Source organism: Mesorhizobium sp. BAC0120 (assembly GCF_033542235.1).
Lineage (GTDB): Bacteria > Pseudomonadota > Alphaproteobacteria > Rhizobiales > Rhizobiaceae > JAWRCU01.
This window is the reverse complement of record NZ_JAWRCU010000003.1, coordinates 262414-286509: the sequence shown is the minus strand read 5'-3', so window position 1 is coordinate 286509 and position 24096 is coordinate 262414. Positions and strand designations below refer to the sequence as shown.

Sequence of the window (24096 nt, the reverse complement as noted above, 5' to 3'; positions counted from 1 at the left end):
CCGCTGGTTCGGGCCGGTCGGCCACGCCAGTCGCTGTTGGGCTCAGATCCTGTTGGTGAGCATCAGGATCAACATGATGATCACGAGCAGGCCGAGAATGCCCGAAGGACCGTAGCCCCAACCGCGGGAGTAGGGCCAGGACGGGATAGCGCCGACCAGAATCAAGATCAGGATGATGAGCAGGATTGTCGTAAGGGTCATGGAGGCCTCGCGGCAAAAGTCCCGGATGCAGGTCAATGCGAGACCTGCATCTAAGTTCCTCCAGTGCCCGATTCTGAAATTCGCCAGAATCGAATATGGGCTCCGTGCCGGCGTTCCCTTGCCGATGGCCTATTCGGCGGCCTTCGGGAAGGGGATTGCCGGCACGATTTCCGGCGCTCGAGACTTGCCCGCGGGCTCCTCGATGCGCTTGCCGCGCCGGAAGAGCACCGCGAACCAGTTGCGCCGGGGCCGCTTGCGCTTCTCGCGCGTGAACACCATCAGCATGGACGGCGTCACAACCAGGGTGAGCACGGTCGCGAAGGACAGGCCGAACACGATGGCCGAGGATAGCGATATCCACCATTGCGTCGAGGGCGCGTTGATCGTGGTCTCGCGATGGAAGATCTCGAGGCCGAGCCCGAAGGCGATGGGCAGCACGCCGAGCACTGCGGAGAGCGCCGTCAGCACGACGGGCCGAGCACGCTCGCGGCAGGTCTGCAGCACCGCATCGACCTTGCTCCAGCCTTCCTCGCGTAGCCGGTCATAGGTGTCGATCAACACGATGTTGTTGTTCACCACCACGCCGGCGAGCGCGATGACGCCGATGCCGGACATGACGATGCCGAACACACCACCGGTCAGCAGCATGCCAAGGAACACGCCGCCTGTCGCCATCACCACGCAAGAGAGCACGAGCCAGACGCTGGTGAACTTGTTGAACTGCGCGAGCAGCACCAGGAAGATCAGGAAGATCGCCGCGCCGAACGCCTTGCTCAGGAAGGCGCTTGCCTCGGCACTATCCTCATTGGATCCAGCGAGCTTCCAGCGCGTCCCGCTGCCAAGATCCATTTCGCCGATCGCCTGGCTGACCTGCTGCTGCACGGCCGAAACCTGCATGCCGGCGGCGACGTTCGCCTGGACAACGATGGTGCGCATGCCGTCGATGCGGTTGAGGATGCCGACGGTCGGCTCAGCCTTGCGCTGGACGAAATTGGAGATGGGCACCGAGCCCTGCTGGGTCTGCAGCCGCAACTGGTCGAGCGTGGAGAGCGTGCGCCGGTCTTCGGGCAGGCGCAGCCTGATGTCGACGGCATCGTCGACGCCCGCCGGCCGGTATTCGCTGAGCTTCAGCCCGTTGGTGACGAGCTGGACCGCTGTGCCGACCGAGGTCGGGTTGACGCCGTACTGCGCCGCCTTGGCGCGATCGACCTGGATCGCCCAGTCGACGCCGGGCGGCGGCAGGCCGTCCGAAATGTCGATGACGCCGGGAATCTGCGCAATGCGCGCAGCGACGGCCTTCGCCTTTTTGTCGAGGCCCTGCGGATCGGGGGCGGAAAGCCTGACCTGGATCGCTTTGCCGGTTGGCGGGCCGGCTTCCGGCACGCGCACCTCCACGTCGACGCCCGGTATGCCGGCCATGACCTTGCGCAGATCGTCGAGGATCTCGTTGGCCGGCTTGCGCTCGCGCCAGTCGATGAACTCGTACTGGATCACGCCCACCACGTCTTCGGGGACATCCTGGCCGCCACCCTGGGTCTTGCCGGCACGGGTATAGACCGACTTGACGCCCGGCCAGCCGAGCAGCCTATTCTCGGCCTCCTTCGTCGCCGCATCCATTTCGGCGAGCGACAGGTTGCCACGGGCGTGCACGTAGAGGAGACCGTAGTCCGGCTCGACACTCGGGAAGAACTCGACGCCCGAGCCCCATTTGCCATAGGCGACGAACACGCCGGCGAGCAGCATCACGGTGAGAATGCAAACGGTTTTCGGGAAGCGGATCGCCTGTTTGACGATCGCCATATACCAGCCGTCGCGGGTTTCCTCCTCATGGTGGAGCGGTGCCTTGGCGAAGAGAGCCCCCAGCGTCGGCGTGAACACCAAGGCGTAGAGCATGGAGGCTGCCAGCGTCACGATCAGCGTGATCGGCAGGTACTTCATGAAGTCGCCGATGACGCCCGGCCAGAACAGCAGCGGTGAGAAGGCGGCGATGCGCGTCATGGTCGCGGCGATGACGGGGCCCGCCATGCGTTTGGCGGCGAGCGCGAAGGCTTCGTCCTTCGGCATGCCCTCCGTCATGCGGCGCTCGGCGAACTCGGTGACGATGATGGCGTCGTCGACCAGCATGCCGACAGCCAGGATCAGGCTGAACAGCACGATCATGTTGATCGTGAAGCCCATCGAGGCGAGCAGCAATATGCCGATCAGGAAGGACGAGGGGATGGCAAGCCCGATCAGCAACGAGGCGCGGCCGGACAGCACATAAAGGATGACGATGAAGACCAGGATCACGGCGATCAGAACATGGTTCTGCAGATCGCTGAGAAGCTGGTTCACGAAGACGGATTTGTCCTGCGTGTAAGTGACGTTCATGCCTTCAGGCAGCGTCTTGGTATAGGCGTCGGCCACCGCCTTCACCTTGCCGAGCGTGTCGATCAGGTTGGCGCCGATGCGCTTCTTCACCTCGATGGCGATGGCCGGCTTGCCGTTGAGGCGGGTGATCGTCTCGGCGTCCTTGAAGGTCGAGCGCACTGTCGCCACGTCCTTCGCCTGGACCACGGCAGTCGGTGTCGCAACGACCGGCAGATTGGCGATATCCTCAGGCGTCTCGATCAGGGAGGGCACTTTGACGGCGTATTTGCCTTGCGAGCCTTCGATGTTGCCGGCCGCGACGAGGCTGTTGGACACTGCGACGCCTTGCATCAGCTGGTCGAGCCGGAGCCCGTAGGAGGACAGCTTCACCGGATCGATGACGACCTCGACGAGGTCGTCGCGGGCGCCCTGCAACGTGCCTTCCAGCACGCCTGGCACCTCCTCGATACGGTCGCGCAGGTCGCGGGCGGCGGCCGTCAGCACGCGCTCCGGCACGTTGCCGGAAAGGGTGACGACCAGCACCGGGAATTCCGAGACATTGACCTCGTTTACCGTCGGCTCATCGGCCGCCTGCGGCAGGTCGGCCTTGGCGTCCTGCACCTTGCTGCGGGTGTCCTGCAGCGCCGTCGCCAGATTGACGGAGGGCTGGAACTCGACCAGCACATAGCCGCCGCCCTGGAAGGCCGCGGATTTCATTTCCTTGAGGCCTTTGAGGTTCTTGAGCTTGGTCTCGACGGGCCTCAGCAGGAGCCTCTCCGAGTCCTCGGGCGAAATGCCCTGATAAGTCAGCCCCACATACATGATCGGAATCGGAACGTCCGGCTCCGCTTCCTTCGGGGTCGACTGATAGGCGATGGCGCCTGCAAGGAGGAGGAAGAGCAGGACAGAGATTGTGAGGCGCGCGTTCCTGATCGCGAGCTTGACGATATCCATGATTACTGCGTCCCGCCGCTCGCGCCGCCTGCCATCAGCTTCTTGATCGTCTCAGCGTCGGCTTCGGCCGGATTGACCGTATCCCCATCGGTCACCAGCTCCTGGCCGGCGATGATGATGCGCGCATCGTCAGGGATGCCGCCGAGCACCAGCCCGTCAGGGGTGTCGTCGATGATGTCGATGGGCTGGAACGCGACCTTGTTGTCCTTGTCGACATAGCGGATGCCGAGATCGCCCGCGTTGCTCAGCGTCACGACCGAACGCGGCAGGACGACGGCGTTCGTCGGTTCGGACCAGAGTGTGATCTCGGCGGTCATGCCGGCCGGCAGATTCTTTTCCTCGTTGGGGATGGCGACCTCGATGCGGAAGGTCCGGGTCGCGGTCGAGGCGTCGCGGCTGATGTAGCGCAGCGTGCCTTTCACCGTCTGGCCGTTGATCAGCCGGATGTCGGCCTCACTGCCGAGCTTCAGATATGGCAGGTCGCGCTCGCTCACCTCGCCGACCGCGAGCAGCGGGTCGAGATTTATGAGCGTCGCCACTGTGGTGCCCGCCATGATGGTGCTGCCGCGTTCGACCGGCACGCGGTCGATGACGCCGTTGAATGGCGCGTAGATCTCGTTTCGGGCCAGCTCGGCGCCAGCGGTCTCGAGCTGTGCCTTGGCGGCGGCGAGCGCCGAGCGCGCCTGGTCGAACTGCAGCTTCGGTGTGTTGCCGCTCTTCAACAGGCGCTCCGCCGCATCGGCTTCGGCCTGCCGCTGGTCGACAAGGGCCTTGGCCATATCGACGGCGGCCTCCTTGTCCTCGGCGTCGAGCCGCATGACGAGGTCGCCCTTGTTGACGTGGTCGCCCTGCTTGACGGGCAGCTCCTTGATCACACCCATGACGCGGATCGCAAGTGTCGCGCGCTTGTCTGCATCGGTCTGACCGGAAATGCGGATCGCACGGGCATGCTGGACGTGCGGTGCCTTCACCACGCCGACAGCCCGGGCAGGCGCCTTCGGCTGCTCGACCTCAGTCGGCTTCTCGACGTTCTCCGTCGCTGCGCTTCCAACGGAGGAGAACTTCCCGGTTCCCATCCAGGCAGCGAAACCTGCAAGCACACAAAGTGCCGCAAGCTTGGTATACCTCACTTTAGGCATGATCGGTTTGTCCAGTGTGGGGCGCCGGCTTGTTCCCCTGAAATCAATATCCCCAGCGCTGCCGGAATGTGGGCATGCGCACAGCCGTGTTCAACTGTCGCACACGCGCGCGTGAGCAAGTCGCGCCTTCTATAGCATTGTTGCAACGCAATATAGTCACAAAAATTCATGGGACATTATCTGCTTGGTTAATGGGTCCGGCCTTGCCGGGGAGGTCGCGTAGCGGCCGCCGGATGCCGCCCAACACCGCTCATCCAAACTCACAGAGGCGTGACGCCCTACGGCGCCCCCCTCTGTCCTGCCGGACATCTCCCCCACAAGGGGGGAGATTAGACGGCCGCTTTGGTTTCGCTAATCGCCAACGTTGGAGATTGGCGAAATCACGAATGACAGCCAATCTCCCCCTCGAGGGGGAGATGTCCGGCAGGACAGAGGGGGGCGCGATGGGCGCCAAGAAACGCGGTTGGCCTCGTCCTCACGCCGCCGTCCAGCCGCCGTCCACCGAGACATGCGTGCCGTTGATCTGCGCTGCGGCGTCAGAGACAAGGAACGTCGCCGTCGCCGCGATCTGTTCGACGGTGACGAATTTCTTGGTCGGTTGCTTGTCGAGCATGACGTCGCGGATCACCGTCTCGCGGTCCATGTCATGCGCCTTCATCTGGTCGGGTATCTGCGCCTCGACCAGCGGGGTGAGCACATAGCCGGGGCAGATGGCGTTGCAGGTGATGCCTGCGGTGGCCACTTCCAGCGCCACCGTCTTGGTGAAGCCCACGATGCCGTGCTTGGCCGACACATAGGCCGACTTGAAGGGCGAGGCGACCAGCCCGTGTGCGGAAGCGATGTTGATGACGCGGCCCCAGCCTGCCTTTTTCATCAGGGGAATCGCCGCCGCAGTGGTGTGGAAGGCGGAGGAGAGATTGATTGCAATGATCGCATCCCATTTCTCCGGCGGAAATTCCTCAACCGGCGCCACATGCTGGATACCGGCATTGTTGACCAGAATGTCGACCGAGCCGAACTTTTCCGCCGTCTTCGCAACCAGAGCCCGGCAATCGACGCCGTTCGACATGTCGGCCTGCAAATAAGCCACCTCCGTCGAATGCTCATTAGCGATCGTTTCGGCGATAGCGTGGTCCTGCGCCGTGTCGGAGAAGGAATTGACGACGACATTCATGCCGCTTGCTGCGAAGGCCTTGGCAATGGCGAGACCGATGCCGGAGGTCGATCCGGTGACGATGGCGGTGCGGCTTGTCATGAGGTGCTCCACTTCAGCGGCCATGTTGCGATGCAGCAGATCTAGCGCACTGCCTTACGACCGCCAAATGGCACTCCGAAACTTACGAAGATGTAATTACATTTTAGAACGGTTCTAAGCTATGTCGGGCAGCCGCCGGTCTTGAAAGGAACGGCAAGTCCGCGGGACGGAAATCTGTTCTCTGGAACCTGAACAAGCTCGGGAGACTCTCAAATGCCGATTGCGGGAAAGACGGGCTACTCGCCGACACAGATCCTGCTGCACTGGGTCATCGCAGCCCTGGTCCTGTTTCAACTGGTGTTCGGGGACAGCATCGGCCACGTCCTGCGGGCCGCGAAGAGGGGGCGTGCCGTCTCCGCCGCCGATGTGACGCTTGGCACGCTGCATTACTGGGTGGGCCTTGTCATACTGGCGCTCGTTGCCGTGCGTATTGCCGTCCGTTTCTCGTCCGGCGCGCCGGCGCCGGTGGCGACCAACGGACCAGCCTGGCTGGCAGAGGCCGCGCGTTTTTCCCACGGCCTGTTCTATGTGCTGCTGGTCGCCACGCCGATCCTCGGGCTCCTCGGCTATTATTTCGGCGACCCGTTCGGCGACATTCATTCGCTGGCCAAGCCGGTGTTCATCATCCTGATCAGCGTTCACGCCGCAGCGGCCCTTTTCCACCAATTCTGGCTGAGAGACGGGACGCTCGCCCGCATGATTCTGCCGGCACGAAGACGCGCGGAGGCGACCAGAGAGTTTGCCCGAGAACCCGGCCGGTGACGATCAAGCGTCGCAGCTCGGGCTCCAGCGAGTCGGTCTTCGCTGCCCAACAGCACCTTCGCTTGCGGAATTGACCCTTGGATCAGTCGCGACTTCGTTTGGTCCAGCACAATTTGTGAACGCAAAAGGTTCCTCCTCCATTTTCCTGGCGTTACAACTTCGGCAAGACAACAGCCGAGGAGGATTCGGTGGACGAGCAGGCGTCGGCGCTCGCGCCCATGCGCCATCCCGTATTCAAGGTCGTGTGGTTCGCGAGCCTCGCTTCGAACCTCGGCAGCCTGATCCAGTCCGTCGGCGCCGCCTGGCTGATGACCTCGATCACGGGCTCCGCCGATATGGTGGCGCTGGTCCAGGCCTCGACCTCCCTGCCCGTCATGCTGCTGTCGCTCGCCGCAGGCGCGATCGCCGATAATTTTGAGCGCCGCCGCGTCATGCTTGCGGCGCAAGTGTTCATGCTCGCCGTTTCCGTTGCCCTTGCAATCTCGGCCTATGCCGGCCTGATCACGCCCTGGCTTCTGCTCGGCTTCACGTTCCTCATCGGTTGCGGCACGGCGCTGAACAATCCTTCCTGGCAAGCCTCGGTCGGCGATATGGTGCCGCGCTCGGTTTTGCCTGCCGCCGTGGCGCTGAACAGCGTCAATTTCAACCTGACGCGCAGCGTCGGGCCAGCGATTGGGGGCATCATTGTGGCCGTGGCCGGAGCTGCCGCAGCCTTTGCCGTCAATGCGGTGAGCTACATCCCGCTTTTCCTGGCGCTGCGCGCCTGGACGCCGCCGGCGCAGCAGAGCACGCTGCCGCCGGAACGGCTGGGCGCGGCGATGACGGCGGGCCTGCGCTATATCGCGATGTCGCCGCACATAGAAAAGGTGCTGCTGCGCGGTTTCATCTTCGGCTTCACGGCCATTATCGTGCTCGCGCTCCTGCCGCTCGCTGCGCGTGACCTTCCGGGCGGCGGCCCGCTGCTCTACGGCCTGATGCTGGGCTGCTACGGCATCGGTGCGATCGGCGGCGCCTTCATCGGCGGCCGGGCACGCTCGACATTGTCCAATGAAACAGTTGCGCGCGCTGCCTTTGTCGGCTTCGCGGGCTGTGCCACGATTATTGCGCTCGCTCCGAATGCGTGGGTCACCGGAGTTGGGGCGATGATCGGCGGCGCCTGCTGGGTGCTCGCTCTTGCAATGTTCAACGTCACCGTACAGCTTTCGACCCCGCGCTGGGTGCTCGGCCGGGCGCTGGCGCTCTACCAGACCGCCACCTTCGGCGGCATGGCGCTGGGCAGCTGGATCTGGGGCTTGGTCGCGGATCGATATGACGTGGCAACCGCACTGCTCGCGGCCGCCATATTGATGATCGGCGGAGCGCTGGTCGGGCTGAAGTTGCCGCTGCCTGCCAAGCTGCCGGACAATCTCGACCCGCTGAACCGCTTCAAGACGCCCACCATCGCGCTCGACCTGCGCGGCCGCAGCGGCCCGGTCGCAGTGCTCATCGAATACACGATTCGCGAAGAGGACACGCAGGCCTTTCTGAAGGCGATGAGCGAGCGGCGTCGTATCAGGCGCCGCGACGGCGCGCAGCAATGGGAACTGCTGCGCGATACCGAGAAGCCGACGCAGTGGGTGGAATCGTATCACGTGCCGACCTGGGACGATTACATCCGCCACAACCAGCGGCGCACGCAGGCCGATGCCGGCGTCACCGACCGAATCAACGCGCTGCACAGCGGCGACGAGCCGCCCAAGGTGCACCGCATGGTCGTGCGCCCGACCGACTGGAAAGAGCCCGGCCTGCAGACGAAGGCGCCGGTGGATTTGGGGTGAGGACCGCCGATCGGCTCCGCCGGTCCAGCTAAAGCCGGGAGATCCGACAATCTTTACATGGTCAAACGCGGCCCTACCTGACTCCCGGGTCATGCCCGTTCCCGGGGAGCCTCCATGCCAGCTACGCCGGAAGCACAGAAGCGCACCCGCGCCTTTGCGCGCGTCATCGGTCCCTGGCTCGTCATCGTCCCCGGCATCATCGTGCTGCGCGCGCCCGACATGGGCGCTTTGGCGGCCGGCTTCTTCGAGAACCCGGCGCTGGTGTGGTTCGGTGGCGCCCTTCTGCTGTTCGGCGGATTGCTGATCATTGCGTTCCACCAACACTGGTCGAGCGCTGCGGCTGTCATCATATCGCTGTTCGGCTGGGTATTGGCGCTGCGTGGGCTGATCCTGCTTGCTGTCCCGCAGATTTACCAGCGCGCCACAGCCGCCTCCACGGGCGCAACATCTCTCATCCGGCCCGGCTTTGCCGTCCTCGTCCTGATCGGCCTCTACCTTACTTACGCCGGCTGGGTCGCGAAGTCCGTCGGTGCGGACGAACATGAGCCTTAACTATATTAACTATCTCTAATGTTTTTGATTGAAGCAGAAGGGAATGCGGCTATGTTCGAGCTGTGCCGGCTGCTTGGGAAATTATCCCCTCCTAACACAGCGGTTTCTCGACCCGTCGTCGGGGGCCCAATCTGACGACGGGTCGGATGCCTAGTCCGGTCGTGACGTCTTCAACACCAGATTCGTTGCATCGAGCCGTGCGCGCTTTGCTGAGACATTGCCCGCGATGGAAGCTTGTTTCCGACGCTTTTCCGATGGTGGGGCAAGAAATCAGGCCCCGAACCATTCCTCGGCTGCCTTGTGCGCGGTCGCGGCAAGTGCCTCGGGGGCGAGCACGTCGTGGACGCGCGCGAAGCTCTCGAAGGCGGCGCGCACCCTCCTGGCATCGCCGGCTTCGGCAAGCGCGGCGCGGCAGGCCTCCAGCGCTTCGTCATGAGAAGAATCTCGTCCGCTCTGCGGCCATTCCGTGAGCACCTGGAAGGCATCCGTTACGCCGCGCACCTCGCGGGGGAAGCCAAGCCCCACAAAAATCGAGACAGGTTGGTCGAAAAGCCTGCTTTTCACGTAGAACCTCCAGGGATGGGCGGATGGGAAGCTCGGACGACGAGCATCTACTAACGCGCAAACTGCCATCCGGTTGCGTCGTCGGTTGAATGATGAACGAGCTTGTGTCACCCCGGCCATTGACATCTCCTCGCCTCTCCGCCACCTCAATGCCGGATTTCCCCGGCAAGAGGCCCAGCATGGCCGGATACTTCGCATCTCCCTTTCCGCGACGTGAATCGGTCGCGGTCGATGTCGGCGGTGTCGTCGTCGGCGGCACGGCGCCGATCGTCGTCCAATCGATGACCAATACCGACACGGCCGATGTGGACGCGACCGTCGCGCAGGTGGCGGCGCTGCATCGTGCCGGCTCTGAGTTGGTGCGAATCACGGTCGACCGGGACGAGAGCGCCGCGGCCGTGCCGAAGATCAAGGAGCGGCTCGACCGGCTCGGCATCAACGTGCCGCTGATCGGCGATTTCCATTACATCGGACACAAGCTGCTGGCCGATCATCCGGCCTGTGCGGAGGCGCTCGCCAAATATCGCATCAACCCCGGCAATGTCGGCTTCAGGGAAAAGAAGGACAGGCAGTTCGCCGCAATCGTCGAGACGGCCATCCGCTACGGAAAGCCGGTCCGCATCGGCGTCAACTGGGGCTCGCTCGACCAGGAATTGCTGACGCGGCTGATGGACGAGAACCAGAACAAGGGCTCGCCGCTGACGGCGGTCGACGTGACCCGCGAGGCGATCATCCAGTCGGCCCTCATATCGGCCGAGCTCGCCGAGGAGATCGGCCTGGGCCGCGACAAGATCATCCTGTCGGCCAAGGTCAGCCAGGTGCAGGACCTCGTCGCCGTCTATGCCGAACTGGCGAAGCGCTCGAACCATGCGCTCCATCTCGGCCTGACCGAAGCCGGAATGGGCACCAAGGGCATCGTCGCCTCGTCTGCCGCGATGGGCATCCTGCTCCAGCAGGGCATCGGCGACACCATCCGCATCTCGCTGACGCCCGAGCCCGGCGGCGACCGCACCCGTGAGGTGCAGGTCGCCCAGGAGCTGCTGCAGACGATGGGCTTCCGGCAGTTCGTCCCGATCGTCGCAGCCTGCCCGGGCTGCGGCCGCACCACTTCCACCGTTTTCCAGGAGCTTGCCGAGACCATCCAGGCCGACATTCGCAAGAACATGCCTGTCTGGCGCGAGCAATATCCAGGCGTCGAGGCGCTCAAGGTTGCGGTGATGGGCTGCATCGTGAACGGGCCGGGCGAATCGAAGCACGCCGATATCGGCATCTCGCTGCCGGGCACCGGCGAGACGCCGGCTGCGCCCGTCTTCATCGACGGCAGCAAGGCTGTCACCTTGCGCGGCCCGGCGATTGCCGAAGAATTCCAGAAGCTGGTGGCCGACTATATCAAGGAGCGGTTCGGAGGGGCGGGCAGGGCCGCCGCGGAATAGCCAATGCGCGGCATTCCCGCTGCCGCGCTCGCACTCCTTTGCGTCAGCTTGTTTGCCGGATCGGCACTTGCCGATCCGCCCGGCAAAAGCCTGCCCGTCACCATAGGCCGCATCTGCTCGCTCATCGAAGCGAATGCCGCGCGCGAGAGGCTGCCGCCGGATTTCTTCGCCCGGCTGATCTGGAAGGAGAGCCGCTTCGATCCCAACGCGGTGAGCCCTGCCGGCGCAGAAGGCATCGCTCAGTTCATGCCGGGTACGGCAGCTTTTCGAGGGCTCGCCAATTCCTTCGACATCGAGCAGGCCATCCCTGCCTCGGCCCGTTACCTCGCCGAATTGAAAACGAGCTACGGCAATCTCGGCCTCGCGGCCGCGGCCTACAATGCCGGCGAGAACCGCGTATCGCGCTGGCTTTCTTCCGGAGGATTCCTCCCGATCGAGACCGAAAACTACGTCCTGGACGTGATGGGCGAACCGGTGGACAATTTTGCGGATGCTTCTCATGCGGGAACCATCCAGCCGCTCGATCCGAAAACCAGTTTCTTCGATGCATGCCGCCGGCTGCCAAGGCTCGAACCCACGACCATCGCCATGGCGACCATCAATGTGAAGCCATGGGGCATCCAGGTGGCCGGCAATTTCCGACGCAGCGCGGCGGTGCGGCAGTGGCAAAGGATCCAGGCGAGCTATGGCAAGCTCTTCGGCGAGTACGAGGCCGTGGTGAGCCGGGTCCGAACGCCCCTTGGCCGTGCCGGGATCTACGCCGTCAGGGTCGGCGTCGACGATCGCGCCAATGCCAATACCATCTGCCAGAAGCTGCATAGTGCTGGCGGCGCCTGCGTCGTGGTCAGGAACAGGTGAGGCGCTGGCTCAAACCCGCCCGCCGCTGTGTCGCTAAGCTGCTTACCAAACGCATCTGATTAATGGAGATAAAGCATGGGCTTGACCATACGCCCGCTGGAACAGTCCGATCATGCCGACTGGCGGCGGCTGTGGACGGCCTATCTCGAATTCTACAAGACGAAGGTCGCGGAGGAGGTTTATGCTTCCACCTGGAAGCGGCTCTTCGCGCAAGCCGAGTTCGAGCCGAAGGGATTCATCGCAGTCCTTGACGGCAAAGCCGTCGGGCTCACTCACTATCTCTACCATCGCTCCTGCTGGTCGCTGGTCAACAACTGCTACCTGCAGGATCTGTTTGCCGATCCGGACGCGCGCGGCAAAGGCGTCGGGCGCGCGCTGATCAAGGCCGTGCAAGAAGCGGCGGGTAAACTGGGCATCACCAATGTCTACTGGATGACCCACGAGACCAACGCCACCGCCCGCAAGCTCTATGATAGCGTGGCAAGACGGACGGGTTTCATCGAGTATGATCTGCTTTGATGTTCATTCCCTTCTTCCTCGAGCTGAAAGCCGCGCGTGTCCCGGTCACGCTGCGCGAATATCTGACGCTGCTCCAAGGGATGGAGGCGGGTCTCGTCACCTATGATGTCGAGGGCTTCTATTATCTGGCGCGCTCCGCGCTGGTGAAGGACGAACGGCACATCGATCGCTTCGACCAGGTTTTCGGCCACGTCTTCAAAGGCGTCGAGGCGCTGTCGGGCGAAGCGTCCGATATCGCCAACCTGCCTGAGGACTGGCTGCGCCGGCTCGCCGAGAAGCATCTGAGCGAGGAGGAGAAGAAGCTCATCGAGGCGCTCGGCGGCTTCGAAAAACTCATGGAGACGCTGAAGAAGCGGCTCGAAGAGCAGAAGGGCCGGCACCAGGGCGGCTCGAAATGGATCGGCACGGCAGGTACATCGCCCTTCGGGGCCTACGGCTACAATCCCGAAGGCGTGCGAATCGGCCAGCACGAGGGCCGCAACCGCCGCGCCGTGAAGGTTTGGGACAAGCGCGAGTTCAGGAATTTCGACGACACCGTCGAGCTCGGCACGCGCAACATCAAGGTGGCGCTGAAGCGGCTGCGCCGCTGGGTGCGCGAGGGCGTCGAGGAGGAGCTGGACCTGCCCGGCACGATCCATGCCACCGCCGAGCACGGCTATCTGGACGTCCAGACGCGGCCGGAGCGGCGCAACGCGGTCAAGCTGCTGATGTTCTTCGATGTCGGCGGCTCGATGGACGACCATATCGGCGTCGTCGAGGAGTTGTTCTCTGCCGCCCGCACCGAGTTCCGACAGCTCGAATATTTTTACTTCCACAATTGCCTTTACGAGACGGTATGGAAGGACAACCGCCGTCGCCAGTCGGAACGGATCGCGACCTTCGACCTCGTCCATAAGTATGGCCACGACTACAAGGTGATCTTCGTCGGCGATGCATCGATGAGCCCATACGAGATCGTGCAGTCCGGCGGCTCGGTCGAGCACTGGAACGCTGAGCCGGGGCTGGTCTGGCTGAGGCGGGTGCTAACTCAATGGCCGAACGCGGTATGGGTCAACCCGGTCGCGCAGCGCGAGTGGGGCTATACGCAATCGATCGCCACCATCCGCCAGATCTTCGGCGATCGCATGTATCCGCTGACGCTTGCGGGATTGGGGCAAGCCACCAGGGAGCTCTCGCGAAGGCACTAGATGTTTGTTTTTGCAGGATGATCTTATCCGAAAACTCTGCAACTTTTCGGGGATCATGCTCTAGGGCGGGCAGATGTCGTGCCGAGGATCGCGTGCCTATTCGGTCAGTATTACTGACCAAAATGAGTGCGTACTGGCCAAAATAGGTAAACTGTCCCTAAACGTTTGTGAGAAAAAGCAAGCATTCCCGGCACTTACTTGTCACAATCGGCAAATGGGCAAATGATTCCGTAGTTCGTGTTGCCGAGCGGAAACAAAACTGTCGCCTCATTGTCACCTGATGGCCATCTGGCCGCCATGCTTTGCAGGTAGCATCGTCTCTGTTCTCGACACGGAGGCGAAACAATGACGAAGCAGCATGAACCGACGCTCGACGAACTGCTCAGCGAACCGATCATACTGACGGTCATGGCGCGTGACGGTGTGCGCAGCGCAGATATCCGGCGCCTGCTTCAAGAAGTTCGCAACCGTGAGGAACACGCGCCTGGCGCGTTTCCGAACAATCCGGGACGATGGCATTTCCTGGCAATGGAGAGCGCTGGTCCGCCGCCGGCTTGAGGGCTGGAGCGCCTCGCACGCTCATGTAATCTTCCCGAAAGCCCTGCCGTTCAGCTGGCGTCGATTTCGGACTGCAGCGCCTTGATGTGCGGCTCGGCAACGGTGGCAGCGGCACGCTCGATTGCGCGGAAGCGGCTGACGATGGCGAGGCCGACCGGCGTGAGTTGTGCGCCGCCGCCCTTCCTGCCGCCCGTCTGGGCGGCGACCACCGGTTTGCCGAAGATGCGGTTCATTTCCTCGACCAGGTCCCAGGCGCGCTTATAGGACATGTCCATACGCCGCGCCGCCGCCGAAATCGAACCGAAGGCGGCGATCTGCTCGAGCAGCTCGATCTTGCCGGGGCCGATGCGGCCTTCCGGGTCGAGATTGATCCTGAGACTGAGCGACGGTACGATGACTTCCTCCCCTGGAGCGGCGTGCGTTCCAATTGAATCGCCACGCCGCTCTTTTTCTCCTTTTATGCATTGGATCTATCCGAAAACCGCTTCGCGATTTTCGCTGACGCGGTCCTTCGGTTCGGTCCCATGCTCTAATCGGCCCCGAGCTTATCAGAGTCGCTCATTGTCATAGGATACAGATTCACGCATCGATCCTGATCGAGCGCGTGGTGCTCGCCCGGTCGAAGCTGAGGGTCTTGACCACGGCAAAGACCTGCTGGCCGAGTTTCAGCCCGAGCGTATGGGTGGATTGCCTCGTCAGGCGAGCGAGCACGGGCACGCCGTTGCAGTCGATTGTCACGTCGACCAGCGGCCCGGCGCCCGAAGTCAGGCTGGAGATGCGTCCGGCGAGCACGTTGAGCGCACTCAGCCCATGCGGCTTGGCGGTCGCGACCATCACATCGCGGGCACGGATGCGCAGTCTCACCCGCGCGCCGGGCGGGGCGTCGATCTTCGGCACTCGGATCTCGCCGGCGGCCGAGACGAGGACGGTCATGCCGAATTTATCGTCATGCCGGTCGAGGGCCATGTCGAGCAGGGCGCCGCCCTCGCCGATCTCCTCGTCCGGGAGAAGGTCGAGCCGCTGCAGGACCTCGGCTGCAGGGCCGGAAGCCGCGATCTTTCCTGCCGAAAGCAGCACCACGTCGGTGGCGAGTTGCGCGACCTCGGCGACCGAGTGGCTGACATAGACGATCGGTACCTTGGTCTCATCGCGGAGCCGCTCGATATAGGGCAGGATCTCGGCCTTGCGCGGCTCGTCGAGAGAGGCGAGCGGCTCGTCCATCAGGATCAGCCGCGGGCTTGCGATCAGTGCCCGGCCGATCGCCACGCGCTGCTTCTCGCCGCCCGAGAGCCCTTCCGGCCTGCGCTCCAGCAGGCCGCCGATGCCGAGCAGGTCGATCACGGTCTTCTCCTCGACATAACGCTCGGATCTCGGCGCAAAGAAGCGGCCATAGGCGAGGTTCTGCCGCACGGTCATATGCGGAAAGAGCCGCGCGTCCTGGAAGACATAGCCGATACGGCGCCGATGCTTGGGCACGAACTTGCCGCGTGAGGTGTCGACGAGCGTGCGGCCATCGACGATGATGCGGCCCTCTTCAGGGCGTATCAATCCGGCGATGATGTTGACGAGCGAGGTCTTGCCCGAGCCCGAGGGTCCGAACAGTGCGGTGAGGTGTCCGCTGCTCTCGAAGGCCGTGTCGAGCCTGAAGCCGCCGAGTCGGTGACGAATATCGACGGCTAGAGCAGGATGAATTGAAGCAGAGTCATTCATCCTGCTCCAGCTCCTTGTTTTTGCAGCATGATCTTGCCCGAAAAGTCTGCAACTTTTCGGGATCATGCTCTAGCGTCATTCGACATGCACCTGGCGTCCGAGCCGCCGCGCCAACGCCTCGGAGGCGACGAGCGCCACCATCGAGACGGCGACAGAGATCAAGGTCAGCCTCAGCGCCCCGGCGTCGCCGCCCGGTACCTGGGTGAAGGTGTAGATCAGGGACGGCAGCGTCTGCGTCTCGCCGGGAATATTGGAGACAAAGGTGATGGTGGCGCCGAACTCGCCCATCGCCTTGGCGAATGACAGAATCATGCCGGCGATCACGCCCGGCAGCGCGAGCGGCAAGGTGATGGTGGCGAACACCCAGAGCCGGTTGGCGCCGAGGGTCGCCGCCGCTGCCTCAAGCTTGCTGTCGACCGCCTCGATCGACAGCCTGATGGCACGCACCATCAGCGGAAAGCCCATCACGCCGCAGGCAAGTGCGGCGCCGGTCCAGCGGAATGAGAAGACGATCCCGAAATTGTCGGCGAGGAAAGCACCGATCGGCCCGCGTCGCCCGAAGCTGAGGAGCAACAAATAACCGGTGACGACCGGCGGCAGGACCAGCGGCAGGTGGACGATGCCGTTGAGGATGGATTTACCCCAGAACCGACCACGGGCCAGCAGCAGCGCTATGAGGATGCCCGCCGGCAGGCTGCCTGCCATGGCCCATGTGGCGACCTTGATGGAGAGCCGGACCGCATTCCATTCGTCGGGAGTGAGGCCCAGCCAGTCCATCAATCAGCAAGCATCCTCAGTTCGAAGGCGGCGCGATGAAGGTGAAGCCCTGTGCCTCGAAGAGGCCCTTCGCCTTGGCCGACTGGACATATCTGAGGAAATCGGCCGCGTCAGGGTTCTTCGAATCCGCCGTCAGGGCGATGGGATAGACGATCGCCGGGTGCGTGTCTTCCGGAAAAGTGCCGATCACCTTGACGCCCGGCTCGGCAACCGCATCTGTCGCATAGACGATGCCCAGCGCAGCCTCGCCGGTCGCGACCAGCTTCAATGCCGCGCGCACATTCTCGGCCTGCGCCACCTTGCCTTCGACGGAGGGCCAGACGCTGAGCTTCTCAAGCGCCGCCTTGCCGTATTTGCCAGCAGGCACAGCCTTGACGTCGGCCATGGCAAGCTTGCCGTTGCCGACCAGTCCGGCGAGATCGAAATTCGGAGCGATGTTTGCCTCAGCCGTCGCATCCTTGGGCGCGATGAGAACGATCCGGTTGCCGAGCAGCCGCAGCTCGGTGTCCTTCTTCGTCAGCTGCTTGTCGGAGAGATATTTCATCCAGTCGAGATCGGCCGAGACGAAGATGTCGGCGGGCGCGCCTTGCTCGATCTGCTTGGCGAGGGCGGAGCTCGCCGCGTAGGAGATAGCGGCTTCCTTGCCGGTGTCGGCCTTCCAGGCGGCGTTGACGTTGTCGAGCGCGTCTTTCAGGCTCGCCGCGGCAAAGACCGTGACCTTCTCCTGCGCCTCGGCGCTCGGCATCGTGAATGCCATGAGGGCCGCAAGGCCGGCCATAGCCGCGGCAAGCCTCGCCGCAAATCCTCTCCGTGTCAGCATGATGAAACTCCGGTATGAAAAGCTGCGATCCGAGCCTCGTGCGGCCGGCAGCATGCCCAATACGCTGGACCGATATATTCAGTCAAACATAACAATGGCGTCACTTGCAAGATGGAAGAAGACGGCGCGCTTTACCGGTGCGAGCTGAGTTTCGCGCAACGAAGTTTGTCGCCTTGTGCATCAGAATATAACGAAACCTCATCAATGACCGTTGACGCTGCCCCTCATCGCCCTCCTGAGCTTGTCGACAGACGGCACTTCTTCCGTTTCCTCGACAAGCTCGGAACGGGGAGAAGGACGCTGGCCGATTTGATGGCGCTTCTTCTGCAACGCTGATGATTGGCGAAATCAAAGCGGCAGTCCTGCCTCTCCCCGTTTGCGGGGAGAGGATGCCGGCAGGCAGGTGAGGGGCGGCGCCAACGGTCCAAGTTTCAAAAGGTGACCGATTCCGGCGAAAAAAATCCAAGGCGCATTCGGTGCCATTGACAATAGGTCGACCCAATGCTTTTTGCTCAGAAAGGAAAACCTATCTGACAGGTCAATGGCGAACCCATCCCATCTCCGACCACTGGAGTCCGCCGAAGAAGAGCAGGCGCAGAGCAGCCTCGTCTCCAGGGTCATCCACGGCATACGCACCTTGATCCGATCGGAAGGGTTGCGGATTGGAGATCCGCTGCCCAGCGAATCCGCTATCGGCGAGCAGCTTGGGGTGTCGCGAGCCGTGGTGAGGGAAGCTTATCGATCGATGGCGGCGCTGAAGCTGATCGATGTCGGCAATGGCAGGCGGGCACGTGTTTCGGCCGTCGACCATGAAGTGCTCGCGCTCGTCATCGATCACGGCGTGCAGACTGCGCAGGTCTCGATCCAGCAGATATTGGACGTGCGCCGCACGATCGAGATGCGCACAGTCGGGCTGGCAGCTCTCAGGCGCAGCGAAAAGGAAGCGCGCGAGATCGCGGCGCTCGCAGCCGCCATGCGCGCCGATTTCCTGGAGGCCGATAAGGTCATGGAGCACGACATAGCCTTCCACGAGGCAATCGCGCGGGCCTCCCGCAACCCGATGTTCGCCCTGATGGTCGGATCCTTCCATGTCATGACGCGGCAGACCTGGAAGATCGGCTGGGCGGCGCGGGAGACCGACGGGCAGCGCTACGAAAGCATCACCTGCCACGAGGCCATTGCCGCCGCGATCGAAGGAGGCGACCGCGCCGAGGCCGAGATACAAATGGCGGCGCATTTCGACAACACCGTCAAAGTGCTGCTCGCCGGCGGCATCAACTGATCAATCCTCTCTCCCGGGACCCGCAAGTGAAGATCACCAAACTCGAAACGATCCGGATCGACGAGCACGCCAATCTATGCTGGGTGCGCCTCCACACGGATGCCGGCCTGATCGGCCTCGGAGAGACCTTCTATGGCGCGAAAGCAGTCGAAGCCTACCTGCACGAAACCGCGGCCCCGCTGCTCGTCGGCCAGGATGCCTTGGCTATCGACAAAATCTCGAAGAGCCTCACAGGATATCTGGGGTTCGCCTCGACCGGCGTCGAAATGCGGGGCAATTCGGCGGTGGATATCGCGCTATGGGACCTTTTCGGCAAGCTGACGGGCCAGCCGATCGCGCAGTTGCTCGGCGGTTTCACCCGCGATGCGATCCGCACCTACAACACCTGCGCCGGCACCGCCTACATGCAGGAGGGCGGGCAGGCCGTTGCCAATTACGGCCTCGAACAGGGACGCGGCCAGTATGCCGATCTCGACGCCTTCCTGAACCGCGCGGACGAGCTTGCCGAGGAGCTCCTCGACGAAGGCATTACGGCGATGAAGATCTGGCCGTTCGACGTCGCCGCGGAGAAGTCGGTGGGCAACTACATCGGCACTGGCGATCTCAAGGCCGCGCTCTTGCCTTTCGAGAAGATCCGCAAACGGGTGGGCGACAGGATGGATATCATGGTCGAGTTCCACTCGATGTGGCAGCTCCTGCCGGCCATGCAGATCGCGCGTGCGCTCGCGCCTTTCGCTACGTTCTGGCACGAGGACCCCATCAAGATGGATTCGCTTGCCGATCTCAAGCGTTACAGCGAGGCTTCCATGGCGCCGGTATGCGCGTCGGAAACGCTTGCAACACGCTGGCGCTTCCGCGACCTCCTCGAGACCGGCGCGGCCGGCGTCGTCATGCTCGACCTGTCGTGGTGCGGCGGCATCTCGGAGGGCAAGAAGATCGCTACGATGGCCGAAGCCTGGCATTTGCCCGTCGCCCCGCACGACTGCACTGGACCGGTCGTTCTCGCCGCGTCGACCCATTTGTCGCTGAACGCTCCGAACGCGCTGATCCAGGAGAGCGTCCGCGCCTTCTATCGCACCTGGTACCGCGACCTGGTCACCGCGGTTCCCGAAGTGACCGGAGGCATGATCACCGTGCCGCCCGGTCCCGGGCTCGGCCTCGAGCTCAGCCCCGATCTCGACCAGCGGTTCACGGTCACGCGCCGCGTGTCGGACGCTGCAAGCATCTGAAGCAATCCAACTGGGAGGAGTACCATGAAACGATTGACTGCCATCCTTTTGCTAGGCACTGCGCTCGCCGCGGGCAGCTCTGCCGCCAGCGCGCAGCAACAACCCCTGAACATCGTCTTCACGCACCATTCTTCCGCCTCCAACCCGTTCTGGCAGGCGGTCAAGAAAGGGTTCGATGATGCCTGCGCAAAGATCCAGGCAAACTGCCAGATGATCTTCACGCAGACGGAAGGCTCGATCGAACAGCAGTCGGCGAACATGCAGGCGGCATTGTCGAGCAAGCCGGACGCGCTGATCACCTCAATCGTCGACAATAACGCCTTCGACTCGATCATCGCCGACGCCCGTGCTCAAGGTGTCATCGTCATCGCGGCCAACGTCGACGACACCGAAGGCGCGGCAGGCAATGCCCGTCAGGCCTTCATTGGACAGGGCTTCATCCCCGCCGGCTATGCGCTTGGCAAGAAGATGTCGGAGTTCTTCCCGAAGGAAGGCAAGATCAAGGCGCTGATCGGCGTCTCCGCGCCCGGCCAGAACTGGTCCGAGCAGCGCGCGGCCGGGGTCAAGAAGTTCCTGGAGGAATTCAAGGCGGCCAATCCCAGCCGAGAGGTGGTGATCGAGCGGCTCGACACCGGCACGGATGGGGCGGTTGTTGCCGATCGCGTCGGCGCGTACCTGTCGGCAAACCCCGACACCACGGTCTATTTCGATACGGGGCTGTGGCACGCCTATGTCGCGCAGGCGCTGGTCGACCGCGGCGTACCGCCCGGCAAGGTGCTCATGGGCGGCTTCGACATCGTCGCCGAGGTTCTGCAGCAGATGGAGGCCGGCTACATCCAGGTGCAGGTCGACCAGCAGCCCTACATGCAGGGCTTCATGCCTGTGATGCAAGCCTATCTCGCCAAGAACTTCGGACTGGCGCCGGCCGACATCGACACCGGCAAGGGTATCATCGTGAAGGAAGACGTGCCGAAGCTGATGGAACTGGCCAAACAGGGCGTCCGCTAAACATTGCGTCTAGAGCAGGATGAATTGAACTCATTCATCCGGCTCTAGCTCTTTCCTTGCAGCATGATCCTGTCCGAAAACTCTGCAAGTTTCGGGATTATGTTCTGAGGGCCGCGGCGCGAGGTTCGCTGCGGCCCGGCACCCATGGCCGGAGCTTTCGATGAAGCGTTTTTCGATAAAGCGTTTGATGAAAATCTACCTGGAGAAGCCGGAACTCGCGGCAGTCGTGTTCCTGGTTCTCCTGCTCGTCGTCTTCCAGATCCGGTCGAACGGCGTCTTTCTGGGCGCGCAGAACCTGCGCGGCATGCTCGGCCTTCTGCCGGAGATGGGGCTGGTGGCGATCGGCGTGACGCTCTTGATGATCTGCGGCGAGTTCGACCTCTCCGTGGGCTCGGTGTTCGCGCTGACGCCGATGACGATGGCGGTGTTGCTGGCGGCAGGAGTGTCCTTTGCTCCGGCCTTTGCGGCGGGCCTCGCCGTGGCGGCGCTGATCGGCTTCATCAACGGCCTGGTCACGATCCGCTTCGCGATACCGAGCTTCATCACCACGCTCGGCATGCTGTTCGTCGCCCGCTCGGCGACTGTGGTGATCTCCGGCGGCTTTCCTCCGCTCATCCCGGCCAACGCGCTGCCGAAATGGCTCTTCACCATTTATGTCGGGCCTGGCGAACTGTTCCGCATGTCGTTCTTCTGGTTTCTTGCCGTTGCCATCCTCGTGTCGGTGCTTCTGTCCCGCACCAATTTCGGCAACTGGGTGCGGGCGACCGGCGGTTTCCTTCCGGCGGCACAGTCGATGGGCATCCCGACGGCGCGCGTGAAGATCGCCTGCTTCATGATCTGTTCGCTGCTTGCCGGCTTTGCCGGGACCATTCAGGTCATGCGGCTCGGGGCGCCGTTGCCCTCGATCGGCGAGGGGCTCGAACTGCAGGCCGTGGCGGCCGCGGTGATCGGTGGGGCGTCGCTTGCGGGCGGCATCGGCACGATTGCCGGCGGCATCGTGGGTGCGGCCCTGATCCGCGTGATCGACAACGGGCTCGTTCTCTCACAGGTCGATGCCAACTGGTTCAAGATGGCGATCGGGCTGCTGACGATCTTCGCGGTGGTGGTGAATGCGTGGCTGCGCAAACGCGCCCGCGCGATCAAGCTGGAGACCTGACCATGACCGCGCCGATCATCGAGATCAGAAACCTGCAGAAATGGTACTCGGGCGTTCACGCGCTGAAGAGTGTTTCGCTGGACATCTATCCGAACGAGGCGCTTGGCCTCGTCGGCGACAACGGCGCCGGCAAATCGACGCTGATCAACATACTTTCCGGCACCCAGAAGCCGGACGGCGGCGAGATCAGGCTCGAAGGGCAGGCCGTGCATTTCGCCGGCCCACGCCAGGCAATGGATCGAGGCATAGAGACGATCTACCAGTACAATTCCATGGTCCCCACCATGTCGATCGCCCGCAACGTCTTCATCGGGCGCGAGCCGGTGAAGGCCTCGCTGTTCGGCATAGGCATTCTCGACCAGAAGCGCATGCGCCAGGACAGCATCAAGGCGATCGCCGATGTCGATCTGCATCTGCGTTCGCCAGATGCCTTGGTCGGCGAGCTTTCCGGCGGCCAGAGGCAAGGTGTGGCGATCGCGCGTGCGATGCACTTCAAGTCGAAAGTGATGATTCTCGACGAGCCGACGAACCACCTTTCGGTGAAGGAGACCAACAAGGTCATCGGCTTCGTGCGCGGCCTCAAGGCGCAAGGCGTCACCGGAATATTCATCTCGCACAACATGCATCATGTCTTCCAGTGCTGCGACCGCATCGTTGCGATGGCGCGCGGCGAGATCGTCTTCGACAAGCCAACCAAGGACACTTCGATCGACGAAGTGCACGGCTATCTCTGATGTCCGAGTTTTCGGGAAAGACCGTCCTCATCACCGGCGCGCTGGGCACGCTCGGCACCGCGCAGACCGAGGCGTTCGGAAGGGCGGGTGCACGCTTGGTGCTGCTCGACCGCCCGGGCGACCAGCGCGGCCTGGGCCGGGCTTCAGAAGTCGGGAAGCGGCTTGGGATCGAGGCTCGCTACGTCGGCCAGGATCTCAGCGATCTCAAGGCAAGCGAGGCTGCAGTTCGCTCGCTCGCCGACGAGGCCGGCGGTATCGACGTGCTGGTTTCCAACGCGGCGCTGATCATCAACAAGCCGTTCGAGGAATTCTCGATCGACGAATATGAGGAGCAGCTGCGCGTCAACGCCGCCGCGACTTTCGCGCTGGTCCGTGCGGTCGCGCCCGGAATGAAAGCCAAGCGCGAAGGCCGGATCATCAATTTCTGCTCGGTCACGCTCAACGGCCGCTGGGAGGGATACGTCCCCTATGTGGCGAGCAAGGGCGCCATGCTCGGCCTCACCAAGTCGCTCGCCCGCGAGCTCGGCCCCTTCAATATCCGCGTCAATGCGGTCTCGCCGGGCGCCGTGGTCTCGGAGGCGGAAAACCGTGTCTTCGCCGACCGACTGCAGCAGTACAATGACTGGATTCTCGAAAACCAGTGCCTCAAGCAGCGCATCCAACCCGAGGACGTCGCCGAACTCGTGCTGTTCCTCGCCTCGGACAGATCGCGCATGATCACCGGCCAGAACTACGCGGTCGACGGTGGCTGGTAAGGGACAGCCGGGGAGCCGGATCGGTTATCCCGCCGAGATGGTTCCACCTCCCCTGCGGCTTACTCCATGCCCAGCGCTGCCTTGTAGAGATCGAGAATCGCTTCCGCTTCCTGCCGCTCGGCCTGATCCTGCTTGCGCAGGCGGATGATCGTGCGCACCGCTTTCGTATCGAAGCCGGTGCCCTTCGCTTCGGCGTAGACGTCCTTGATATCGTCGGCGATTGTCTTCTTTTCCTCCTCGAGGCGCTCGATGCGCTCGATGAAGGCGCGAAGCTGGCCGGCCGCAACGGTCTGGCTGGTTTCGCTGATTTCGTCGGCCATACCTTAACTCCCCAAAGCTCTGCCGCGACTCGGGCGGCTGTCGTGCGGCGGGTTCGATGCCCGAACCGGGCGGAGGGGTCAAGGGGGAAGGCAGTAGGGCAATAGGGAGGCGGCGCTAGGGACCCGCTCGATCTTCTGGCAGCAGCCCGTGAGAAGC

At 63.2% G+C, this 24096-nt stretch carries 24 protein-coding genes; 14 read left to right on the top strand and 10 right to left on the bottom strand.

All coding sequences use genetic code 11. The features are described from left to right. Window positions 1–42: 42 nt before the first annotated feature. From SAZ10_RS08260 to SAZ10_RS08245, 4 genes are all read right to left on the bottom strand, one after another. A complete protein-coding gene (locus SAZ10_RS08260) occupies window positions 43–201 on the bottom strand; it encodes a DUF3309 domain-containing protein (RefSeq protein WP_318608726.1) in 159 nt (52 codons plus the stop codon). A 129-nt stretch (window positions 202–330) separates the two neighbouring features. Continuing rightward, window positions 331–3504, bottom strand: coding sequence for an efflux RND transporter permease subunit (locus tag SAZ10_RS08255; RefSeq protein ID WP_318608725.1), 3174 nt, complete (start codon window positions 3502–3504; stop codon window positions 331–333). A gap of 2 nt (window positions 3505–3506) precedes the next feature. After that, window positions 3507–4643: an efflux RND transporter periplasmic adaptor subunit gene (locus tag SAZ10_RS08250; RefSeq protein WP_318608724.1), complete on the bottom strand. Its 1137-nt coding sequence runs from the start codon at window positions 4641–4643 to the stop codon at window positions 3507–3509. Between the two features lie 475 nt (window positions 4644–5118). Then, window positions 5119–5898: a 3-hydroxybutyrate dehydrogenase gene (locus tag SAZ10_RS08245; protein ID WP_318608723.1), complete on the bottom strand. Its 780-nt coding sequence runs from the start codon at window positions 5896–5898 to the stop codon at window positions 5119–5121. A 213-nt stretch (window positions 5899–6111) separates the two neighbouring features. Between SAZ10_RS08245 and SAZ10_RS08240 the strand changes: the two genes are divergently transcribed. The 3 genes from SAZ10_RS08240 (at window position 6112) to SAZ10_RS08230 (ending at window position 9029) form a co-directional block, all read left to right on the top strand. Further along, complete coding sequence (locus SAZ10_RS08240) at window positions 6112–6660, top strand: cytochrome b (protein ID WP_318608722.1); 549 nt, start codon at window positions 6112–6114, stop codon at window positions 6658–6660. A gap of 188 nt (window positions 6661–6848) precedes the next feature. After that, a complete protein-coding gene (locus tag SAZ10_RS08235; protein ID WP_412535180.1) occupies window positions 6849–8477 on the top strand; it encodes an MFS transporter in 1629 nt (542 codons plus the stop codon). A gap of 114 nt (window positions 8478–8591) precedes the next feature. Next, on the top strand, window positions 8592–9029 hold the full coding sequence (locus tag SAZ10_RS08230) for a hypothetical protein (RefSeq protein ID WP_318608721.1): 438 nt from the start codon (window positions 8592–8594) through the stop codon (window positions 9027–9029). Between the two features lie 270 nt (window positions 9030–9299). Here SAZ10_RS08230 and SAZ10_RS08225 read toward each other — a convergent pair whose 3' ends face one another. Then, a complete protein-coding gene (locus tag SAZ10_RS08225; RefSeq protein WP_318608720.1) occupies window positions 9300–9593 on the bottom strand; it encodes a DUF982 domain-containing protein in 294 nt (97 codons plus the stop codon). 179 nt (window positions 9594–9772) lie between these two features. On the opposite strand from SAZ10_RS08225, the gene ispG reads away from it, so the two are divergent. The 5 genes from ispG (at window position 9773) to SAZ10_RS08200 (ending at window position 14148) form a co-directional block, all read left to right on the top strand. Further along, entirely contained in the window at window positions 9773–11026 is a 1254-nt protein-coding gene (ispG, locus tag SAZ10_RS08220) for a flavodoxin-dependent (E)-4-hydroxy-3-methylbut-2-enyl-diphosphate synthase (RefSeq protein ID WP_318608719.1), read from the top strand. A 3-nt stretch (window positions 11027–11029) separates the two neighbouring features. Beyond that, a complete protein-coding gene (locus SAZ10_RS08215) occupies window positions 11030–11884 on the top strand; it encodes a lytic transglycosylase domain-containing protein (RefSeq protein ID WP_318608718.1) in 855 nt (284 codons plus the stop codon). A gap of 75 nt (window positions 11885–11959) precedes the next feature. Continuing rightward, window positions 11960–12403 carry a GNAT family N-acetyltransferase gene (locus SAZ10_RS08210; RefSeq protein ID WP_318608717.1) on the top strand — a complete coding sequence of 148 codons (444 nt, stop codon included), beginning with the start codon at window positions 11960–11962 and terminating at the stop codon, window positions 12401–12403. After that, window positions 12403–13590: a VWA domain-containing protein gene (locus SAZ10_RS08205; protein ID WP_318608716.1), complete on the top strand. Its 1188-nt coding sequence runs from the start codon at window positions 12403–12405 to the stop codon at window positions 13588–13590. The genes SAZ10_RS08210 and SAZ10_RS08205 overlap by 1 nt, the downstream gene beginning before the upstream one ends. 345 nt (window positions 13591–13935) lie before the next feature. Then, window positions 13936–14148, top strand: a complete 213-nt coding sequence (locus SAZ10_RS08200) for a hypothetical protein (RefSeq protein ID WP_318608715.1) — start codon at window positions 13936–13938, stop codon at window positions 14146–14148. A 50-nt stretch (window positions 14149–14198) separates the two neighbouring features. Here the strand turns inward: SAZ10_RS08200 and SAZ10_RS08195 are convergent, their stop codons facing one another. The 4 genes from SAZ10_RS08195 to modA form a co-directional block, all read right to left on the bottom strand. Beyond that, on the bottom strand, window positions 14199–14543 hold the full coding sequence (locus tag SAZ10_RS08195) for a winged helix-turn-helix domain-containing protein (RefSeq protein WP_318609118.1): 345 nt from the start codon (window positions 14541–14543) through the stop codon (window positions 14199–14201). Between the two features lie 184 nt (window positions 14544–14727). Further along, window positions 14728–15858: a molybdenum ABC transporter ATP-binding protein gene (gene modC / locus SAZ10_RS08190; RefSeq protein WP_318608714.1), complete on the bottom strand. Its 1131-nt coding sequence runs from the start codon at window positions 15856–15858 to the stop codon at window positions 14728–14730. A gap of 75 nt (window positions 15859–15933) precedes the next feature. Beyond that, window positions 15934–16635: a molybdate ABC transporter permease subunit gene (modB, locus tag SAZ10_RS08185; RefSeq protein WP_318609117.1), complete on the bottom strand. Its 702-nt coding sequence runs from the start codon at window positions 16633–16635 to the stop codon at window positions 15934–15936. A 16-nt stretch (window positions 16636–16651) separates the two neighbouring features. Further along, entirely contained in the window at window positions 16652–17455 is an 804-nt protein-coding gene (gene modA / locus SAZ10_RS08180; RefSeq protein WP_318608713.1) for a molybdate ABC transporter substrate-binding protein, read from the bottom strand. A 541-nt stretch (window positions 17456–17996) separates the two neighbouring features. Here modA and SAZ10_RS08175 point away from each other — a divergent pair. From SAZ10_RS08175 to SAZ10_RS08150, 6 genes are all read left to right on the top strand, one after another. Then, window positions 17997–18737: a FadR/GntR family transcriptional regulator gene (locus SAZ10_RS08175; protein ID WP_318608712.1), complete on the top strand. Its 741-nt coding sequence runs from the start codon at window positions 17997–17999 to the stop codon at window positions 18735–18737. A 26-nt stretch (window positions 18738–18763) separates the two neighbouring features. Next, window positions 18764–19966, top strand: a complete 1203-nt coding sequence (locus SAZ10_RS08170) for a mandelate racemase/muconate lactonizing enzyme family protein (protein ID WP_318608711.1) — start codon at window positions 18764–18766, stop codon at window positions 19964–19966. A gap of 24 nt (window positions 19967–19990) precedes the next feature. Then, the gene (locus SAZ10_RS08165) at window positions 19991–20974 is read left to right on the top strand and encodes a sugar ABC transporter substrate-binding protein (protein ID WP_412535179.1); all 984 of its coding nucleotides are present in this window, start codon (window positions 19991–19993) and stop codon (window positions 20972–20974) included. A gap of 175 nt (window positions 20975–21149) precedes the next feature. Further along, window positions 21150–22130: an ABC transporter permease gene (locus SAZ10_RS08160; RefSeq protein WP_318609115.1), complete on the top strand. Its 981-nt coding sequence runs from the start codon at window positions 21150–21152 to the stop codon at window positions 22128–22130. Window positions 22131–22132: 2 nt separating this feature from the next. Then, on the top strand, window positions 22133–22864 hold the full coding sequence (locus SAZ10_RS08155; protein ID WP_318608710.1) for an ATP-binding cassette domain-containing protein: 732 nt from the start codon (window positions 22133–22135) through the stop codon (window positions 22862–22864). Beyond that, window positions 22864–23619, top strand: coding sequence for an SDR family oxidoreductase (locus SAZ10_RS08150; RefSeq protein WP_318608709.1), 756 nt, complete (start codon window positions 22864–22866; stop codon window positions 23617–23619). The genes SAZ10_RS08155 and SAZ10_RS08150 overlap by 1 nt, the downstream gene beginning before the upstream one ends. A gap of 59 nt (window positions 23620–23678) precedes the next feature. Here SAZ10_RS08150 and SAZ10_RS08145 read toward each other — a convergent pair whose 3' ends face one another. Continuing rightward, complete coding sequence (locus tag SAZ10_RS08145) at window positions 23679–23939, bottom strand: DUF2312 domain-containing protein (protein WP_318608708.1); 261 nt, start codon at window positions 23937–23939, stop codon at window positions 23679–23681. Window positions 23940–24096 lie beyond the last annotated feature (157 nt).

What these genes read in the sequence shown, in the direction of transcription:
- SAZ10_RS08260 (WP_318608726.1), bottom strand. Translation starts at nt 201, where the DNA reads ATGACCCTTACGACAATCCTGCTCATCATCCTGATCTTGATTCTGGTC.
- SAZ10_RS08255 (WP_318608725.1), bottom strand. Translation starts at nt 3,504, where the DNA reads ATGGATATCGTCAAGCTCGCGATCAGGAACGCGCGCCTCACAATCTCT.
- SAZ10_RS08250 (WP_318608724.1), bottom strand. Translation starts at nt 4,643, where the DNA reads ATGCCTAAAGTGAGGTATACCAAGCTTGCGGCACTTTGTGTGCTTGCA.
- SAZ10_RS08245 (WP_318608723.1), bottom strand. Translation starts at nt 5,898, where the DNA reads ATGACAAGCCGCACCGCCATCGTCACCGGATCGACCTCCGGCATCGGT.
- SAZ10_RS08240 (WP_318608722.1), top strand. Translation starts at nt 6,112, where the DNA reads ATGCCGATTGCGGGAAAGACGGGCTACTCGCCGACACAGATCCTGCTG.
- SAZ10_RS08230 (WP_318608721.1), top strand. Translation starts at nt 8,592, where the DNA reads ATGCCAGCTACGCCGGAAGCACAGAAGCGCACCCGCGCCTTTGCGCGC.
- ispG (WP_318608719.1), top strand. Translation starts at nt 9,773, where the DNA reads ATGGCCGGATACTTCGCATCTCCCTTTCCGCGACGTGAATCGGTCGCG.
- SAZ10_RS08215 (WP_318608718.1), top strand. Translation starts at nt 11,030, where the DNA reads ATGCGCGGCATTCCCGCTGCCGCGCTCGCACTCCTTTGCGTCAGCTTG.
- SAZ10_RS08210 (WP_318608717.1), top strand. Translation starts at nt 11,960, where the DNA reads ATGGGCTTGACCATACGCCCGCTGGAACAGTCCGATCATGCCGACTGG.
- SAZ10_RS08205 (WP_318608716.1), top strand. Translation starts at nt 12,403, where the DNA reads ATGTTCATTCCCTTCTTCCTCGAGCTGAAAGCCGCGCGTGTCCCGGTC.
- SAZ10_RS08200 (WP_318608715.1), top strand. Translation starts at nt 13,936, where the DNA reads ATGACGAAGCAGCATGAACCGACGCTCGACGAACTGCTCAGCGAACCG.
- modC (WP_318608714.1), bottom strand. Translation starts at nt 15,858, where the DNA reads ATGAATGACTCTGCTTCAATTCATCCTGCTCTAGCCGTCGATATTCGT.
- modB (WP_318609117.1), bottom strand. Translation starts at nt 16,635, where the DNA reads ATGGACTGGCTGGGCCTCACTCCCGACGAATGGAATGCGGTCCGGCTC.
- modA (WP_318608713.1), bottom strand. Translation starts at nt 17,455, where the DNA reads ATGCTGACACGGAGAGGATTTGCGGCGAGGCTTGCCGCGGCTATGGCC.
- SAZ10_RS08175 (WP_318608712.1), top strand. Translation starts at nt 17,997, where the DNA reads ATGGCGAACCCATCCCATCTCCGACCACTGGAGTCCGCCGAAGAAGAG.
- SAZ10_RS08165 (WP_412535179.1), top strand. Translation starts at nt 19,991, where the DNA reads ATGAAACGATTGACTGCCATCCTTTTGCTAGGCACTGCGCTCGCCGCG.
- SAZ10_RS08155 (WP_318608710.1), top strand. Translation starts at nt 22,133, where the DNA reads ATGACCGCGCCGATCATCGAGATCAGAAACCTGCAGAAATGGTACTCG.
- SAZ10_RS08150 (WP_318608709.1), top strand. Translation starts at nt 22,864, where the DNA reads ATGTCCGAGTTTTCGGGAAAGACCGTCCTCATCACCGGCGCGCTGGGC.
- SAZ10_RS08145 (WP_318608708.1), bottom strand. Translation starts at nt 23,939, where the DNA reads ATGGCCGACGAAATCAGCGAAACCAGCCAGACCGTTGCGGCCGGCCAG.